The organism is Pedobacter frigoris (assembly GCF_032678645.1).
GTDB classification, from domain to species: domain Bacteria; phylum Bacteroidota; class Bacteroidia; order Sphingobacteriales; family Sphingobacteriaceae; genus Pedobacter; species Pedobacter frigoris_A.
Genome location: NZ_JAVTSP010000004.1, coordinates 198,612 through 215,893 on the forward strand (window position 1 = coordinate 198,612; position 17,282 = coordinate 215,893).

10 protein-coding genes are annotated in these 17,282 nt (G+C 41.3%); 5 read left to right on the forward strand and 5 right to left on the reverse strand.

All coding sequences use genetic code 11. The annotated features are described in order from the left end of the window. Positions 1-7 precede the first annotated feature (7 nt). The 4 genes from R2Q78_RS14315 to R2Q78_RS14330 all read left to right on the forward strand — a co-directional run bounded on the left by R2Q78_RS14315 (position 8) and on the right by R2Q78_RS14330 (position 7,054). A complete protein-coding gene (locus tag R2Q78_RS14315; RefSeq protein ID WP_316793045.1) occupies positions 8-2,473 on the forward strand; it encodes a TonB-dependent receptor domain-containing protein in 2,466 nt (821 codons plus the stop codon). 2 nt (positions 2,474-2,475) lie between these two features. Further along, entirely contained in the window at positions 2,476-3,315 is an 840-nt protein-coding gene (locus R2Q78_RS14320) for a hypothetical protein (protein ID WP_316793047.1), read from the forward strand. A gap of 51 nt (positions 3,316-3,366) precedes the next feature. Beyond that, positions 3,367-5,178 (forward strand): hypothetical protein, encoded by a 1,812-nt coding sequence (locus tag R2Q78_RS14325; protein ID WP_316793048.1) that lies wholly within the window; start codon positions 3,367-3,369, stop codon positions 5,176-5,178. A gap of 76 nt (positions 5,179-5,254) precedes the next feature. After that, positions 5,255-7,054 carry a hypothetical protein gene (locus R2Q78_RS14330; protein ID WP_316793049.1) on the forward strand — a complete coding sequence of 600 codons (1,800 nt, stop codon included), beginning with the start codon at positions 5,255-5,257 and terminating at the stop codon, positions 7,052-7,054. A gap of 29 nt (positions 7,055-7,083) precedes the next feature. On the opposite strand, the gene R2Q78_RS14335 is transcribed toward R2Q78_RS14330, so the two are convergent. The 5 genes from R2Q78_RS14335 to R2Q78_RS14355 all read right to left on the reverse strand — a co-directional run bounded on the left by R2Q78_RS14335 (position 7,084) and on the right by R2Q78_RS14355 (position 14,961). After that, positions 7,084-8,139 (reverse strand): phytase, encoded by a 1,056-nt coding sequence (locus tag R2Q78_RS14335; RefSeq protein ID WP_316793051.1) that lies wholly within the window; start codon positions 8,137-8,139, stop codon positions 7,084-7,086. A 17-nt stretch (positions 8,140-8,156) separates the two neighbouring features. Then, positions 8,157-9,410: a right-handed parallel beta-helix repeat-containing protein gene (locus R2Q78_RS14340; RefSeq protein WP_316793053.1), complete on the reverse strand. Its 1,254-nt coding sequence runs from the start codon at positions 9,408-9,410 to the stop codon at positions 8,157-8,159. 29 nt (positions 9,411-9,439) lie between these two features. Next, positions 9,440-12,211 carry a TonB-dependent receptor gene (locus R2Q78_RS14345; protein WP_316793055.1) on the reverse strand — a complete coding sequence of 924 codons (2,772 nt, stop codon included), beginning with the start codon at positions 12,209-12,211 and terminating at the stop codon, positions 9,440-9,442. A 267-nt stretch (positions 12,212-12,478) separates the two neighbouring features. After that, positions 12,479-14,077 (reverse strand): tetratricopeptide repeat protein, encoded by a 1,599-nt coding sequence (locus R2Q78_RS14350; protein WP_316793057.1) that lies wholly within the window; start codon positions 14,075-14,077, stop codon positions 12,479-12,481. A 59-nt stretch (positions 14,078-14,136) separates the two neighbouring features. Continuing rightward, the gene (locus R2Q78_RS14355) at positions 14,137-14,961 is read right to left on the reverse strand and encodes a glycoside hydrolase family 16 protein (RefSeq protein ID WP_316793059.1); all 825 of its coding nucleotides are present in this window, start codon (positions 14,959-14,961) and stop codon (positions 14,137-14,139) included. 146 nt (positions 14,962-15,107) lie between these two features. Between R2Q78_RS14355 and R2Q78_RS14360 the strand changes: the two genes are divergently transcribed. Next, a complete protein-coding gene (locus R2Q78_RS14360) occupies positions 15,108-17,246 on the forward strand; it encodes a prolyl oligopeptidase family serine peptidase (protein WP_410478490.1) in 2,139 nt (712 codons plus the stop codon). Positions 17,247-17,282 lie beyond the last annotated feature (36 nt).

Below are 17,282 nucleotides of genomic sequence, written 5' to 3' on the forward strand. Positions count from 1 at the left end.
AAAGGAATTGCTTGAGACCCCTGTTACCATCAATTTGCCTCCCGATTCTCTGATCAGGTCGCTTTTTAAACTGGAATACCAGACCAGAATCAATTTTGCTTTTAATCCTGATTTGCTTCGCAATAAGAAAACTGAAGGATTTAGGTTTGTGCAGATACCCCTTCGGAGCCTGTTGGCCAAACTCCTTTTTGGTACGGGGCTTGGTTATAACCTGGTCGGAAATGATATTGTGATTTCTCCTCAGAAGATTGTGCTGCGGACCATACATGGTCACGTGAGGGACAACTCGAATGGGGAGGAGCTGATTGGGGCAACAGTACAGATCCCGGCATTGGAAGCGGGTGTAAATACCAATCAATATGGCTTTTATTCACTTTCTGTACCTGAAGGTAATTACCAGCTGCTGATTTCCAGTCTGGGCTACCAGTCGAGACTGATCAATATTCGTCTGGACACTGACAAACAGGAAGAAATTGAACTTTCACTTCAGGAACGTAAACTGGAAGAGGTGGTGATCAGAAATTCCAGGGTTACTCCCAATCCTATTTTGCTGAATGAACAGAATTACGCTGCCAAGCAGCTTAACAATGCACCTTACTACGCCGGTGAGACCGACGTGATGAAGAGGCTGCAAATGGAAAATGGAATAAAAGCCATTACAGAAGGCAGCTCAGGTTTATTTGTGAGAGGGGGGAATTCTGATCAGAACCTGATTCTTCTGGACGAGGCCATCGTATATAATCCCTCTCATTTGTACGGACTGGTATCTGTATTTAATTCTGATGCGGTAAATAATCTTCAGGTCTACAGGGACTATATGCCGGCCAATTTCGGCGGAAGATTGTCTTCGGTTATTGTCAACAGGATGGCAGAGGGGAATAGTAAGGAATTTCACCTGAACGGCGGTGTAAACCTCATGTCTGCACGTATTGCTGCCGAAGGGCCAATCGTTAAAGACAAGGGTTCTTTTATTGTAGCCTACAGGCGCAGCTTGCTTGATGTTTTTCAGAGTAAATTCAAACTGTTCAATCCTAATTCAGTGTATTATGACCTGAATGCAAAGGCCAATTTTAAAGTTGATAAAGACAACAGTGTATTTTATTCGGTTTATTATGGTAAAGACCACCTGTTGTCTGAAAATTCATATACCAACGAATGGGGTAACCTGACTTCAACTTTAAGGTGGAACCATATTTTTAATTCCAGGGTATTTTTGAATGTTTCTGCCATTTATAGCAACTACAGTAATCTGCTGGATCTGAATGCGGATACCCTATCACAAAAAAGCCAATGGAGTACAGCTGTAAAAGACCTTACCTTAAAGGCCGATTATACTTATTACAGAAGCCCTTCTAATCAGATCAAATTTGGTATTTCTGGTATATATCACTCATTTGTTCCGGGTGAAATGTATCATCAGGAGGCATTTGAATTTAACATTTCAAGAGATAAATCTTATGAATCAGCGGTATATTATTCGCAGCAAATTGTATTGAGTAAATCTTTTGAATTGAATTACGGGATGAGGCTGGGTGTTTTCAGAAATGCCCAGGAGAAGCGCAATGTCTTTGATGAAAATGGGAACAGGCTAAAGCAGTATGAGCATAAGGTATATTTCAATCCTGAGCCTCGCGTAAATATCAGTTATTTGCCTCAGGCCAACCAAAGGATTTTTATGACCTATAACCTGAATTATCAATATCAGCAGTTGATTCAAAACAGTACCCTGGCATTTTCTTCACTCGAGCCCTGGATTCCTGCTTCTGTGACTATTAAGCCCCAGCGGTCTAATCATTTTGCACTGGGTTACCGGTATTCCCCGCAGGAGTATATCTTCTCAGCCAATGCGTATTATAAGAAGCTGGACCACCAGCTGGACCTGATTCCTCATGCACAAATCATTCGAAATCCTGACATCAGAAGTCAGCTGAGATCGGGAAAGTCAGATGCCTGGGGAATGGAATTCGAATTGAATAAGACTGAAGGACGGTTTTCAGGTTCATTGGCCTATACCTATTCCAAGGTATACAGAAAAATCAAAGACCTCAATTTCGGAGAAAGGTTTGTCGCAAATTATGACATCCCCCATGAATTAAAACTGAGTGCTAAGTTTGACCTGAGTAAGTCGATTTCCTTCCAGTCATTCTTTACCTATTCAACAGGAAGACCGCTTACCTTGCCGGTCGGATATTATCAGCATGATGGCTTAAATGTCCCCATATATGAGGGAAGAAATACTTCCAGGTTTCCGGACTTCAGCAGACTTGACCTGTCGGCGCAATATAAACTCAGAACAAGGATTGCCGGACAGCGCTTTATGGGGCATACCTTTTCAATTGGGGCATATAATTTATATAATCGAAAAAACCCCTTATATTACCATCTGAATTCTTCTTCTTTTGGATCAGAGAAAAGTACGACAGAATATGGATTCGGATTTTATCCCTGGATTGCCTACAGCTTTAAGATATAAATATGAACAGGTGCTGGATATATTTTTTGCTAACAGGATTGCTGATTGCTTTTGGCTGCAAGAAAAGTGTGCTTGATGATAATTCTTTTTTGAAACCTGTAAGGCAATACGATATGGCCATTGAAGGAGGTATTAATACCCGAACCACTGATCAATATATTAGGCTGACAAGACCAGCCCTCAGTCCTGATTCTCCGCCGGAGCCCATCCGAAAAGCAATTGTGGTGGTAAATGATGGAAGAACGGATATTCCCTTTAAGGAAGTCGCCGCTACTCCGGGTATCTATGTCGGTTTGACCAAAAGTGATCCAAATTACAATAATGCGTATACGTTAACGATTAAATATAACAACAAAACTTATACTGCTGTAGATACGTTAAGACAGGTGGTCAATATTATTGATGATTTTCTACCCTTGTCGACCAGGGCGATGGCAGATAAATCTGTGAATGGGACCATACCCAAACATACCTTCGGTTATTTGAATCCTAATAAATGGTACATTTCATACCCTGATCTACCATTATGGAATCCAGCTAAGTTTGACCAGAGTAAATACTATAGCTATACGCATATATTAGGATCGCCCAATTCTCTTTATCCCTTGAATAATTTGAAAAGAACATTTGCAGTGGGTCAAGATGATTACATCTCGATCTATAAGATTTCACTTTCTGAAAATTATGCCAAGTATTTGTATTCTGTGTTTATGGAGACCGACTGGAGTGGGTTATTTAGCAGCGTTCCGGTTAATGTTGAAGGAAATGTCTCGGGCAATGTGCTGGGATATTTCTCAGTAAGCGACGTCGATTACCGAAGATATAAAGCCAAAGAGCTGTAGACTAAACATTATGGCCCCGATATTGTTGATATTACTTATACTCAAAATATTATGGCTTCAAATCGACCAGGGAAATATAAAGTACTCAAATGGGTGGGTGGCATTTTAGGTGTTTTAATCATCCTGATAGCAACGGCAGCAATCTACTTAAGTGCCAAATGGAAGCCTACACTTACTGAAAAGATCAAAGATGGCGTTTACAATGGCTCACACCGTCTTTATAGGATAGATTTTAAGGATATTCATTTAAATCTTCTGACAGGCAGTGCTTCACTGGATAGTGTAACGCTAATGCCGGATACGGCTGTGTTTAACCAGTTGAAAGCGCTTAAACTAGCACCTGTGCATTTGTTCCAGATAAAACTTGCCAGGTTACAATTGAGCCGTGTCGGCGTGCTTACTGCCTATTTTAAGAAGAGGGTGGAAATGAATGCAATAGTGCTGGATCATCCATCTATAAATATCATTCACAATAAAGTTGCTAAGCGACCCGATACCTTAAAGGAGGAAAAAAGTTTATACGAACAGATCTCTAAAACTTTAAAATCCATCCATGTTAAATCTATTAAAATTGTGGATGCAGATCTGGATTATATCAACGGCGCGACATGGAAACCCCTGAATTCTATAAAACACCTCAACATCAATGTGAAGGATCTGCTGATAGATTCGCTGGCTCAGTTTGATACGACCAGGTTTTATTATACAAAAGACATCAACTTTGAATTGACCGGCTACAGGTCTACCGGTAAGGATAAGATGTATACCATGAAGATTGATACGGTTAAAGGCTCTGCCACTGGAGGGAGTGTGGTGGTAAAGGGATTTCAGATGATTCCGCTTCACCCTGACCTGGCTTTTACACGGATGTATAAATATGGAAAGGACAGGTATGACCTGAAGTTTGATGAGATTAGCTTTGCAGGGGTAGATTTTGCGAAATTAAACAGCGATGGGGATTTTCATGCCAGATCACTGAAGATCGGCCCGGCAAAAGCTGGGATCTTTGTCAACAGGGAACTTCCACCTCCGCCTGGTCTGGATAAGGTCCGTAATTTTCCGCATATGGCATTGAAAAGATTACCTATTCCGACGATAGTGGATTCGGTCCTTTTGGATAACGTAGATGTGGCTTATACAGAGTACAATCCTATTAGTCAGAAACGAGGAACAATCTATTTTCAGAACCTGACGGGAAACATTACCAATCTCACCAATGACTCTTTGCGCCTGTCGCAGAATAATCATGCTATCGCGAATCTCCATACCATGGTGATGAAAACGAGCAGGATAGATGTGCGCATAGACTTTAACCTCACAGACAAAAATGCTGCTTTCAGTTATAGCGGTAAGGTAGCGCCAATGAATATGACGGTGCTGAATCCTGTAGCGAAAGATATGGGCCTTGTGGAAATTGCAAGCGGTAAGATGCAAAGCGCAAGTTTTGACATCAAAGCAAATTCTTCAGGATCTACGGGCCTGGTGCATTTTAATTATACTGATCTGAAGATAAAGCTGCTGAAAGAGGGAGAAGAAGGTGAGCCGATTAAGAAAAAAGGACTGCTTTCTTTTCTGGCGAATAACCTCCTGATCAAGGATGAAAACCCCTCAAAAGGCGAAGCTCCAAGAACTGCAAACATCAGTTTCCAAAGAACCCCCGCAGCATCATTCTTTAATCTCCTTTGGAAAAGTTTTTTTATAGGTATGAGGGAAATCGTAGGCATAGGTATTGTACCGGTAAAAACGCCTGAACAGGCGTTGGAAAAGGTAAAAGATAAGAAGGAAGAGCGCCGGGAAAAACGTGCAGAACGCAAGGCTGAACGGGAAAGAGCGCGTCAAAAGGAGCGTCAAAAGGAACGTTAAAAAGAAGCTGAAAAACAAAAGAATTAGTCAGGCTCAACGGGAATTAATTTGTATCTTGGAATAAACCGCTGTGCCTATGACCAAGAAAGTCCGAAAGAGTTACAATTCACTAAAATGGGTATTGGGTATTCTGCTCTTCGGTATTTTACTGCTGGTCGCTATGTCCTGGTATTTAAGTGTTAAAATTCAGCCAGTTATCAAAACCCAGGTGCGTACCATGGTTTTGAATGCTACTGATAGTCTTTACAGGATCGAGTTTTCAGACGTAAGCACTAACTTTATCACAGGCTCTGCGACATTGAACGATGTTACGATCATACCTGATACGGTAATATATAAGAAACTTACTGGCTTAAAACTGGCCCCAAATAATATTTATTATGTGCGCCTTAAGAAGCTGATGGTCAGGAATTTTCATCCCTGGAATGCTTTGCGTTTCAGAAAGCTAAAAATAGACGTGCTGCTGTTTGATAACCCGGATGTGGTGATGGTGAACAGGCAGTTTGATTTCAATGAATCGAAAAGACAGCATCCAGATAAGTCGCCTTACGATTACATTTCAGGCTACCTGAAAGAATTAAAGGTGAAGACCATTGACTTTAAAAACATCAGTTTTAAATATGTAAATAACAATACCAGCGTGCCTCAGGTGGATTCCATTAAAAACCTGAATATCACCCTTAAGAATTGGCTCATCGATAAGAACTCTGCTAAAGATGAAAGCCGCTTTTACTTCCTGAAGGACATTGTCATCAACCTCAATAATTACTCCTTTGCTACACCTGACAGTTTATATCACCTCAATTTAAATGAGCTTAATTTTTCTGCCGCTTCCGGAAAACTTTATATCAAAAGCTTTAGGGTGGTGCCACGGTATGATGAAATGAAGTTTGGACAGGTAGCTGGTTTTGCTAAAGACAGGTTCAATATTGAAATGAGCGACATGAGCCTGGAGGGAATTGACTTGCCGCTTTATATACGTAAACAAGAGTTGTATGCAAAGGAAATGAATATCTCCAATGGGTTTGTTGAGGTATTCAATAACAATTCATTACCAAAGGAAACCGAGGCCAGAATTGGTAAATACCCTCATCAACTGTTGCAGAAAGTGAAGGGGCTGATTACGGTGAAACAACTCAATTTAAATAATGTAGACATCAGCTATGCTGAATTTGACAGGGATAGCAGGCAAAAAGGAAAGATCACTTTTGAGAGGACCTCAGGAAGCATTACGAATGTCACAAACTCAACCGTTGTAAAGGCACAGAACCACTATATGTTTGCCAACCTGACCAGTTATATGATGGGGCAGGGCAGGTTGGATGTGAATTTCAGGTTTGACCTGAATGCCCGAGACGGCGCCTTCATTTATTCCGGTAAACTGGGGCCTATGGATGGGCGTGTACTGAATAGAATAACCAAACCTTTGGGTATGGTGGAAGTAAAGAGCGGGAAAGTAAGACAGCTTGATTTTGACATCAATGCAAATGATCTTAAGGCTTCTGGAAAGGTGGATTTTGCTTTTAATGACCTCTCTGTGGCTTTGCTGAAGAAAGATGAGGCACAGGGACGTTTGGTGAAACAGGGTCTGATGTCCTTTTTGGCCAATGCAATGGTGATCAATTCAGATAACCCGAATGCTGCGGGTGTATTGCTCGCCGCCCCGATTAAGTATGAGCGAGTAAAGACCGCTTCATTTTTTAATTTTATCTGGAAGACGTTGTTTCAGGGGATCAAATACAGCGTCGGCGTTACTCCTGAGAAAGAAAGGAAGATAAAACTGCAGATCGCTAATTTTGAAAAGATGAAATCTGACCGGGATAAGCGACGTGCTGAACGACAGAAGCGCAAAGCCAGGAAAGAAAACAGAAGATAAATGGGCTGCGTGAACAGCCCATTTAAAGATTACTTGTTTATTTTTAATTTCTGACCGGCGAGGTCTTCCCAGCGATAAAGCTGAAAGGTCTTATTGTCACTCATCGCTACAAATATTCCGTGTTTGAAATCGCTGTTTAAGGGTTTGGAATAAATGTCAGAACCGTCGCTATTGCTGGTAGATGTCGGTATACTGGTAATCAGTTTTTGTTTTCCTTCTCTATTGAATACCTGAAAATGATTGGCCGACTGATCGGATACCAGTATGTAGCCTGTTGTATCAGAGGTTTTATAAATGCTGATGCCCTCATGATCTTCCATGAAGCCTGTTGTGGCAAAAACATCCAGCTCATTATTGCCTTTGGCCGGGTCGGCATAGTACTTTCTGACACCAAATTGCTCGTCAGAGTAATAAATATAGCCCAATTCGTTATCAACGGCAATGGCTTCAATCTCTTTCTTGCCGCTATATTTACCAAACTTCCGTTTCAATGTAGCTTTCAATTTCCCGGTACCATCGTCTTCAAGTAAATATTGCCACAAATATGAACCTTCCCTTGGCCCTGTTTTTCGGCCAGCTATCGCATAGATCTGTCCTTCAGGATTGGTATACAATGCTATGCCCATCAGGTCCCTGAACATTTCGCCGGTTTCTCCTTCAAACACAGGAATACCCCCGTTGTCTATTGGTTTCATGTCGGGCAGAGAGAAGATGCGCAGTTTGTGTGTCATTCGCTCAGTGGTGACTGCAATGTCAACCTTTCTTCCTCCCAGGTTTAATCCATAAGCGATATCTACATTATTCGGTCTTTTCAGGCCTTTTATCGATTTGTTCTTAATGATTTTTCCCTTCAGGTCGAATACATATAATCCGCCATTTTCATCTTTATCAGTGCCTATGATCAGTGACTTTGAAGAATCTTGCGGGTTTACCCAAATGGCCGGATCATCAGAATCAAATTGAACGGCTTCTGTGGTATACAGCGGTTTTACAGCCGCTTCCCCGGGCGTTTGTTTTGGTTTGCATGATGCATAGCATAATATTGAAGCTGCGGAAAAAATAAGGAGTGAATGATATCTGTTCATTAAGTATTAATTTATAGTTAGTTAATTCCAAAAGCGCCGATGTAAGAGGCCGGCTCAGGTGATTTGTAAGTAATTCCATTGAGTACCAGGCCTGCAGCATGGTGACGTGTGAAATTTGTTTTGCCTTTTCCCAGCGCTGGCGAACCTGCCTGGAGATGAAAGTTCCAGCTGGTGCTGAAATTGTAATTATCAACTGAAGTATTCAAAGGATAATTTACAAATTTTGGGTCGTTGTCTCCTGCTGTTTTTCCTATAATGTCATTTGATCCGGCAATGATTTCTGTAGTTGGCTGAAATTGGTTTACAGTAAGTTGATTATAACCGTAATAAAGATTGTTGCTGATCACAGACCTGCTGTCCTCAGGTTTTTTTGTATCTCTTTTAATTCCAAAGCGCGTATTTGCGAAGAGATTGTTGTATAAATCAGCCCTTACCAATGCTTCTACCCAAATAGACCCGCCTTTTGCACTTGGTCTGCGCCATCCTGTATTGACCATTGTATTGTTGTATGCAATAATATAAGCCTGCGGGGTTCTGTCGCCGCTATTAGAGAGCTTCAGTGCATTGGTATTTGTGCTGTATACGAGGTTGTAAGCCACATCGGCCAGGCATCCTGATTTGAAGTTGATGGCATCACCCCCGGTTGTTCCAGTGGTATAGAATGTGTTGTTGGAAAAAATAACCTTACCACCTTCTATATATGTGCAATCTTCCTGCAGGTTTCTAAAGATACTGTTGGTCACCACCAGCTTGCCATTTACATTCGAAAACCAAAGCGCGGGAAGGTTCTCTCCGCTGACAGCCTTGTATAGGTGTTGTTTAACAGATGTGGAGGCATCGGAGGTGGTCGCACCTGCATATTCAATGATGGTATGGTCCAATAGTAGTTCGGCACAGCTTGGTGCCGCCAGGATTCCTCCCCATAAACGGCCAAATTTCTTTGCTTCTGTTCTGGCTCCTTCTTCAACTGTGAACTTAACCGGAAAATCTGCTGTTCCCTGTGAATACAGATTGCCTTTTATGATGATCTCAGGTTTCGCCGTTGTATCCATAATTACAGTTACACCCTCTTCAATAATCAGGGATTTCCCTTCGGGAATGATGATGTCGCCTTTGATCAACTGGGTACTTCCTTTTTGCCATACTCCGGAAACTTCTCCGGTAATGGTTCCGCTTCCTGTGTCAGGATCTACATCAATATTGGCTTTCTCACAGGCTGTAAGACTCAAGGTTATCAAAGCCAGATAGATAAATAATTGTTTTGCTTTCATTTCTTTTTAATAATAAATGATCAGATGTTTTATAATTTGTAGCGTAAACCCAGCAGGTAGGTTTGTTTGTAATAATCATTACGAATGAGTGTTTTACCATCAAACTGATCTGCAATACTTGCGTTTTGAGGATTTGTGCCTTTAATGAATAACTTAAATGGCGTGTTCAGTAAGTTGCCGGCCTTGGCAAATACAGTGATGTTGTTCCTGAATTTTTTCTCTGCCGACGCATCCATTTGGATAAAGCCTTTTTGCCAAAGGTCATTGTCCAGGAATTGCGAAACGGTATTGATTCTTGGGCCTGTATAAGCCCCGGCTACTTGTATATCCAGTCCTTTTTTGCTGTCCTTAAATAATAATGAAAGATTTGCGATGTGCTCCGACTGACCGTATAATGGACGACTTTGATCTACATATTGTACAGTGGGATTTCCACTTCCATCGAGAATCCTGCTGGCCTTTGGCGTGGTAATCCTGGAGTGGGTATAAGTGTAGTTTGCTTTTACTCCAAACTGATGAACGAATTTGATGTAATCCAGTTCCAGTCCATAGTTTTTTGCTGTTCCAAAGTTGCCGGGAAGATAATACGTGTCCTGTCCCCGAATGGCATCAGCCTGAAAGCTGTATTCTATAGGGTTTTGAATGTTCTTGTAAAATGCACCAACCAATAATTGATCCGTACCATTGGGGAATAATTCATAGCGTAAATCAAAGTTGTCTGCAATAGCCCGCTTAAGATCCGGATTCCCCTTTTCTTTATAATCGTCCTGCACCAGCCCGCCGCCAGGAATCAGTTCATAAAATCCGGGGCGGTTTAAAGAACGGAAATAGGAAGCCCTTAATTGCTGGCCCTTATTGACTTTGTATTTTAGGTTTAAGCTGGGCAGATAATCTGTATAAACCTGCTTGCCTTCCGGACGTAGTTCTCCTGCCGGGAAAAGCATTTTATATCCCTGGTCAGTGTGTTCTATCCTTAAACCACCGGTTACCTGCAGGTCTTCTGCCTCGAACTTAAACATACCGTATCCTGCAGCTGTTTTCTCAGAGGCTTCGTACGTTAAGGCATTGTTTACCGATCCGGAAGGATTTTTTACTTCCCAGGAAATCTCAGTGTAATTTGTGAAATCCGTACCATACAATGCGGATGCATTCAGGGGCGTAAAAGTATAATTGTTGTAAAAACTACTGCGCTGCTTATCCCTGTAAAGACCACCGGCACTAAAATCGACATCAGTTCCCGCTATCTTCAGGGTATAAGTGATGTCTACATATCCTGCCAGATCTTCCTCTGTATTGCGTTCCCAACGTCTCGTATATCCATTTCCGATAGACTGAACATAAGTCCGGCGATCGGTAAAGTTTTCCTTGACCCCATTTAGAATGATGTTGTTATTGTCAGGCACATCATTTTTGGCCGATGAGTAAACGGCCGACCATTGTACTTTAAGCTGTTCAGGGATCAGCTGATGATCCCCATGAAGGGTACTGTTATAAATCTGTTGTTCTGTAAAGCGGGTACGTGTAGTATAAGTAAGATTGGCTTTACCTTCTTCAGGCTTATAATCATTGGAAAAATTGGTAGACTTTGAATCACGCAGCTGAAGATTGCTCAAGTTAGCATAAGCATTGTATAAGCTCAGTTTATGGTTCTTGTTGAAAGCATAGTCTGCCTTTGCATGAATTCCATATCTCTTCTGTTGCTCAGAGTACTGCCTTTCATCCATACTCGTGATTGTCCCGAATTTATTGGAAGCATCAACAACGGAGGAAGAATAGAAAGTACTGTTGCTTCCGCGGTAACTGTTTTGATAGCTGCCCGCAAGGATAATACCCAGCTTGTTGTCAAGGAAACGCTGACCAATTGATAAGCCTCCTGTAACATTTGGTGCCGGGCGACTGAATTTATAATCAAGTTTGCTATTGTTGAAGTCTGCCTGAGTAGCCTGATATGATTTTCCATACAATTCATAAGGAGATTTATGGAGAATAACATGTGAATTAAGGGTCATGAAATCTCTGTCTATAAACAATTGGCTGTAACCACCTGCAAGGTTTGCATTGATCTGTAGTTTATCAGGTGCATCTTTCATCACCATATTTACTACGCCACCAATGGCATCACCTTCCAGGTTTGGGGTCAACGTCTTGTATATTTCCAGCCTGTCCAGCAGTTCTGATGGAAAGATGTCTAAAGGAACATAACGGTATTTATTGTCCGGGCTGGGGATTTTTACACCATTAACAAGAGTGTAATTGTAGCGTTTGTCCATGCCGCGAAGAATCGCGTATTGGCCATCTCCACTGCTGCTGCGCTCTACAGATACGCCGGAAACACGCTGAATCACATTCGCTACAGTAAGATCCGGAGAAACTTCCATCGCCCGTCCTGAAACGACATTGATCTGTTGTAGTGATTTCTGTTCAATTCTTCTTGCGGTTTTTTCTGCCGAACCATCGTTCTTGCCAGAAATAACTACTTCACTCAATTCTTTATCTTTTGTTTCAGACAAATATATCTTTAGAGTTGGGTTGTCTTCTTTAAGCACCGTGATCTGTTTAGATAAGGTCTTATACATAATGTAGGAGACCTTCAATGTAAAGTTTCCGGCAGGAGGGTGTTTGATTTCAAATGAACCATCCAGACCTGTTGATACTGCTTTATCTGTATGTTCCAGAAATACTGTAGCGCCGACGAGTGCTTCCCCTGTTTTCTGATCATAGACGTAGCCTTTTATGCTCGTTGCGCTTGCGGTAGCGACACTCATTAGTAAGCAAAAAAGAACCTGTAAAATTGATTTCATCTTTTGAATAATTTGTTTGTGGTGTTTGTTTTTAGTTAGCTTTTAACTTTGATCCAAAAGTGCAAACAGGTCTTTGGGGATTTAAATTTTCAGCGTGTACAAAATGTATACAGCGTTACATGTAGTGTATACAGAACAGATACAGTGTTAACAATTCGTTTTTAAGTGATTGATTTTTAGTTGTTTGTGTGTAACATGAATCGCCATTATCATTCGGTTAGCGTTATGTTAAGGGATTGTTAATGTCTAAAATCTTCTTGTTTTGTGTTAAAGGGTCTGTATAAATGTGCTCAGGTTTTCTCCCTGTGGAATGTTTAATTTTTTCCGCAGCCTATAGCGTGAAACCCTTAAGCTGTCTTGCGATATGCCAAAGAGCAGGGCCATATCTTTTGAGCTTAAGTTCATTTTAATCAAAGCCACCAGGCGAAAATCATTTGCGGTCAGGTCATCACTATGTTTTTTCAGGTTGTCAAAAAAAGTCTGGTGAATTTGTTCAAACATCGCCGAAAACTCTGTCCAGTGTCTGTCGTGGTTAATACTCTGGTTGATCTTCGATACGATCTGTTGGAGCCTTTTCTTTTGATCTCTCTTGTCATCCCTGATCATATCTGAAAGTTCCGTTTTCAGTTCATCAAGAAACTGATTGCTTTGAATAACATGAAGTGTGTTGCTTGTTAGTTCTTTACTTTTTAGTTCCAGCTCTGCTTCTATATTGTATTTCTGAATTTCATGAAGTTCTTTGTTCTGTTCATTTAATTTTTGCTCATTTCTAAGCTTTAAACGCTGCCTGCTGATGATGCTTGCAGCAAGAGAAACCAGAAGGGCGGTAATGAGTACACCTGCGATAATGATCAGTTGATTTGCTTTTTTCTCGTTCTCAAATTGGGAGATCGCATCGTCTTTTTGTTGTACTTCAAATAACGTTTGTAGGAGGGCCAGTTGTTTGTTGTTATCTTCTGTATAGATTTTAAGAGAAATACCTCTGCCCAGTTCGCTGTAATGATATGCACTGTCATACCTTTTCATGAGGTCGTAATTCTTTGACAGATCGCGATAGGCGCTGCTTAGCTGATAAAGATCATTCATGGAGAGAGACATTTGTTCTGCTCTTTTTGTATACACAAGCGCCTGCTGATATCTTCCTGTTTTGCGGTAAACGTCTCCGATATTGTTGATGATTTCTATTTGGGCAAGGTCATTTCTGTTAAGTTTATTCAACTCTAACGCCCTTGTATAATAGAAGAGGGCAGAATCCATAAGTGGCCTGTCTTCATAAATACTGCCCAGGTTTTCATAGATCTTGGCGATGCCGCTTTGATCTTTTAATGTTTTGTATTTTGATAGCGCCAGCTGCTGATATTTCATCGCATCGGTATACTTTCCGCTTTTTTCATAAGTCTGGCCGATAAGTCCGTAAGAATCTGCAATTCCTTTTTGATCACTCAACTGTTTATACAGACTGAGGGCTTCCTGAAATTTAATGAGTGAGATGTTGTATTGCTTGCTGTAATAATAGGCTTCGCCAGTATTATTTAGGTTTCTGGCCAGATTTTGCTGGTCATTTGTTCTTCTGAAGATGCGGTCTGCTTTGTAATAATATGCAACGGCCTGCGGGTACGCAGCCTGGTGATAAAATAATCCGGCAAGGTATTCATAACAGATCGCAGCTGCCTTTTGGTCATTTTGTTTGAGCGCCCGGTTTAATGCTTGTTTGATTTTCACAAATGCGGCATTCGGATTCTTTTCAATCAGGCTGTCAATAGTTGATTTATCAATGTTCCTGGCGTAACAAATTCCCGGCAAAATAATCCAGAGGAAACAAATGCTTAATACAAGCGAAATACAGTTTGAGACAGTTTTGTTCACCTGCTAAAATTAAAACATGCAGTGTTAACAGCATGTTAAATCAAATGGCAGGTAAAACCTTATTTTAATTGAAAGACCCGGATGTAGTCGACATAGAATTTCTGTGGGAATATGGAGTCATCAATCTCGCCGCCCCAGGAGCCACCAATTGCAGTATTGATGAGTAAATAAACAGGGGAGGTAAAAGAATCCTTGTATGCGGTAGCGGGGGCAGACATGCTGAAATAATAATTTTTGTCTATAAAAACAGTGATTTTATCACCCTCACGTTCCAATCCGTAAACATGATATTTTTCATGAATGTCATCCAGTTTCACGTTATTTCCTTTGCTTTTATGTGTGTTTGGTTTAACAGCCTCTGAATCCCACCAGTGAAAAGTGCCGTATACTGTACTTGGTGTATGACCCACAAATTCCATGATGTCAAACTCCGCACATTTTGGCCAGCCTACCTGTGGGCGGTTCGATCCCATCATCCATAGTGCAGGCCATATTCCTTTTCCAAAAGGAAGTTTTGCACGTATTTCTATTCTGAAATCTCCTGAAAAGTGTTGCTTGCCTAGTGTATTGATGCTGGCAGAGGTATATTCTGCATCCTTGTATTTTTCCTTTTTAGATTCTATAACCAGTTTTCCTTTTTTTACATAACTGTTTTCTATCCTTGCCCTGGTATAGTATTGTTTTTCTTTATTTCGTACAAAACCTGTTTCATAATCCCATTTTGTAGAATCAGGGAGTCCTTTATAATTGAATTCCTCTTTCCATATCAATTTCTTTTTCTTAGCTGAGGGTGTAATCTTTGTTTGCGCAACCGAAGGAAGTATAGATACAATCATTAATCCGGCGATCAGCAGATAATGGAAAGGTCTTAAAATAGAATTCATGGTTTAAATGTTTTAAGTGTGTCAGGTTTTGTCTGGTGATAAGTTTATTACCGCCTTAATATCGGAATTTTATTAAATTTAAAAGCGGTTAAAAATCAGCTTATCAAATTTGATTTAACAGCCTCATGACTTATAAATATATACCTATGAATTTTTTAAAGCAAGGCCTTTGGTTGATGGCTTCATTCTGTTCATTAACTGCTTATTCACAAAACAACAATCCACTGAAATCAACAATGACCTACCCTGAGACTAAGAAGACTGACGTAAAAGACACTTATTTTGGAACTGTAGTTGCCGATCCTTACCGATGGCTGGAAGACGACCGTTCTGAAGAAACGAGACATTGGGTAGCAGCACAAAATGCGGTAACACAGCGGTTCATGGCGAAGATTCCCTATCGTAATGCGATTAAAGAGCGCCTTACCAAACTGATGAATTATGAGAAATATTCCAGCCCATTTAAAGAAGGAAGGTATACTTACTTTTATAAAAATACAGGCCTGCAGAATCAAAGCGTTTTATACAGACAGGAAGAGGGAAAGGATGCTGAAGTATTTCTCGATCCCAATACTTTTTCTAAAGATGCTACAACTTCTCTCGCTGGGTTAAGCTTTACTAAGGATGGGAGTATGCTGGCATATCAACTATCTGCGGGTGGTTCCGACTGGACCAGTATTGTCGTGATGAAGGCCTTAGATAAAAGTCTGATAGGGGATACGTTGTTGAATATCAAATTTTCAGGCGTGTCCTGGAAAGGGAATGATGGCTTTTACTACAGCACCTATGATAAGCCTAAAGAAGGCAGCCAATTGTCCGGACTGACCCAATACCATAAACTTTACTATCATAAACTGGGTACTGCCCAAAAGGATGATGTGCTGATCTTTGGAGGTGAAAAAACACCAAGGAGATATATAGGCGCTTCGGTAACCGAAGATCAGAGATACCTGGTGATATCTGCTGCAAATTCTACCTCCGGTAATGAACTGTACCTGCAGGATCTGAGCAAGCCAAATGCACCAATAGTTACGATAGTGGGCGATTTTGAGAAGACCCACGATGTGATCTATAATATTGGCACTAAATTATACCTGTACACCAACCTTAATGCACCTAATGGCCGTATTGTTACAGTTGATGCTTCAAGCCCTCAGCAGCAGAACTGGAAAGAGTTTTTGAAGGAGACAGAGAATGTATTGACTCCTTCTACAGGCGGAGGAAAGCTGTTTGCAAACTACATAAAGGATGCGGTGTCACTGGTACTTCAGTACGATATGGAAGGCAAACTGGAGCACAGCATCGCTTTGCCGGGGATTGGTACTGCTGGAGGATTCGGCAGTAAAAAGACGGAAAAGGAACTCTATTATACCTTTACCTCTTATGTATACCCGCCTACAATATTCAAATACAACGTGGAGACAGGAAAATCCGAGGTGTATAAAAAGGCTGGGGTAGATTTTAATCCTGCTAACTATGAATCCAAACAGGTATTCTATACCTCTAAAGACGGGACGAAGGTGCCAATGATCATCACGTATAAAAAGGGCATTAAATTGAACGGAAAGAATCCCACTATACTTTATGGGTATGGAGGTTTTAACGTGAGCCTGACTCCTGCATTCAGTACTGCAAACATTGTGCTGCTGGATCAGGGTGGCGTATATGCCGTTGCCAACCTACGCGGAGGCGGTGAATATGGAGAGAAATGGCACCTTGCCGGCACAAAGCTGAGTAAACAAAATGTTTTCGATGATTTTATAGCGGCCGCAGAGTATCTCATTTCTGAGAAATATACTTCCAAAGACTATCTGGCAAGTATGGGTGGATCTAACGGAGGTTTACTGGTAGGCGCTACCATGGCACAGCGCCCTGATCTATTTAAGGTAGCCTTCCCCGCTGTTGGTGTAATGGATATGCTACGCTACCATAAATTTACTGCAGGAGCAGGTTGGGCATATGATTATGGCACCTCGGAAGACTCAAAGGAAATGTTTGACTATCTGTACAAATATTCGCCGGTACATGCCCTGAAAGCAGGAGTAAAATATCCCGCGACACTGGTGACTACAGCTGATCATGACGACAGGGTAGTGCCTGCGCATTCCTTCAAATTTGCAGCTAACCTGCAAAAAGATCAGGCAGGCGACGCACCGGTATTGATCGCCATCCAGACCAATGCAGGTCATGGAGCAGGAAAGCCGACGGATAAGGCAATTGAAGAAATCGCCGACCGCTGGGCGTTTATGTTTTACAATATGGGCGTTGAGTATAAGGAGAAATAAATAAAAAGGGCCGGATAATCCGGCCCTTTTTATTTC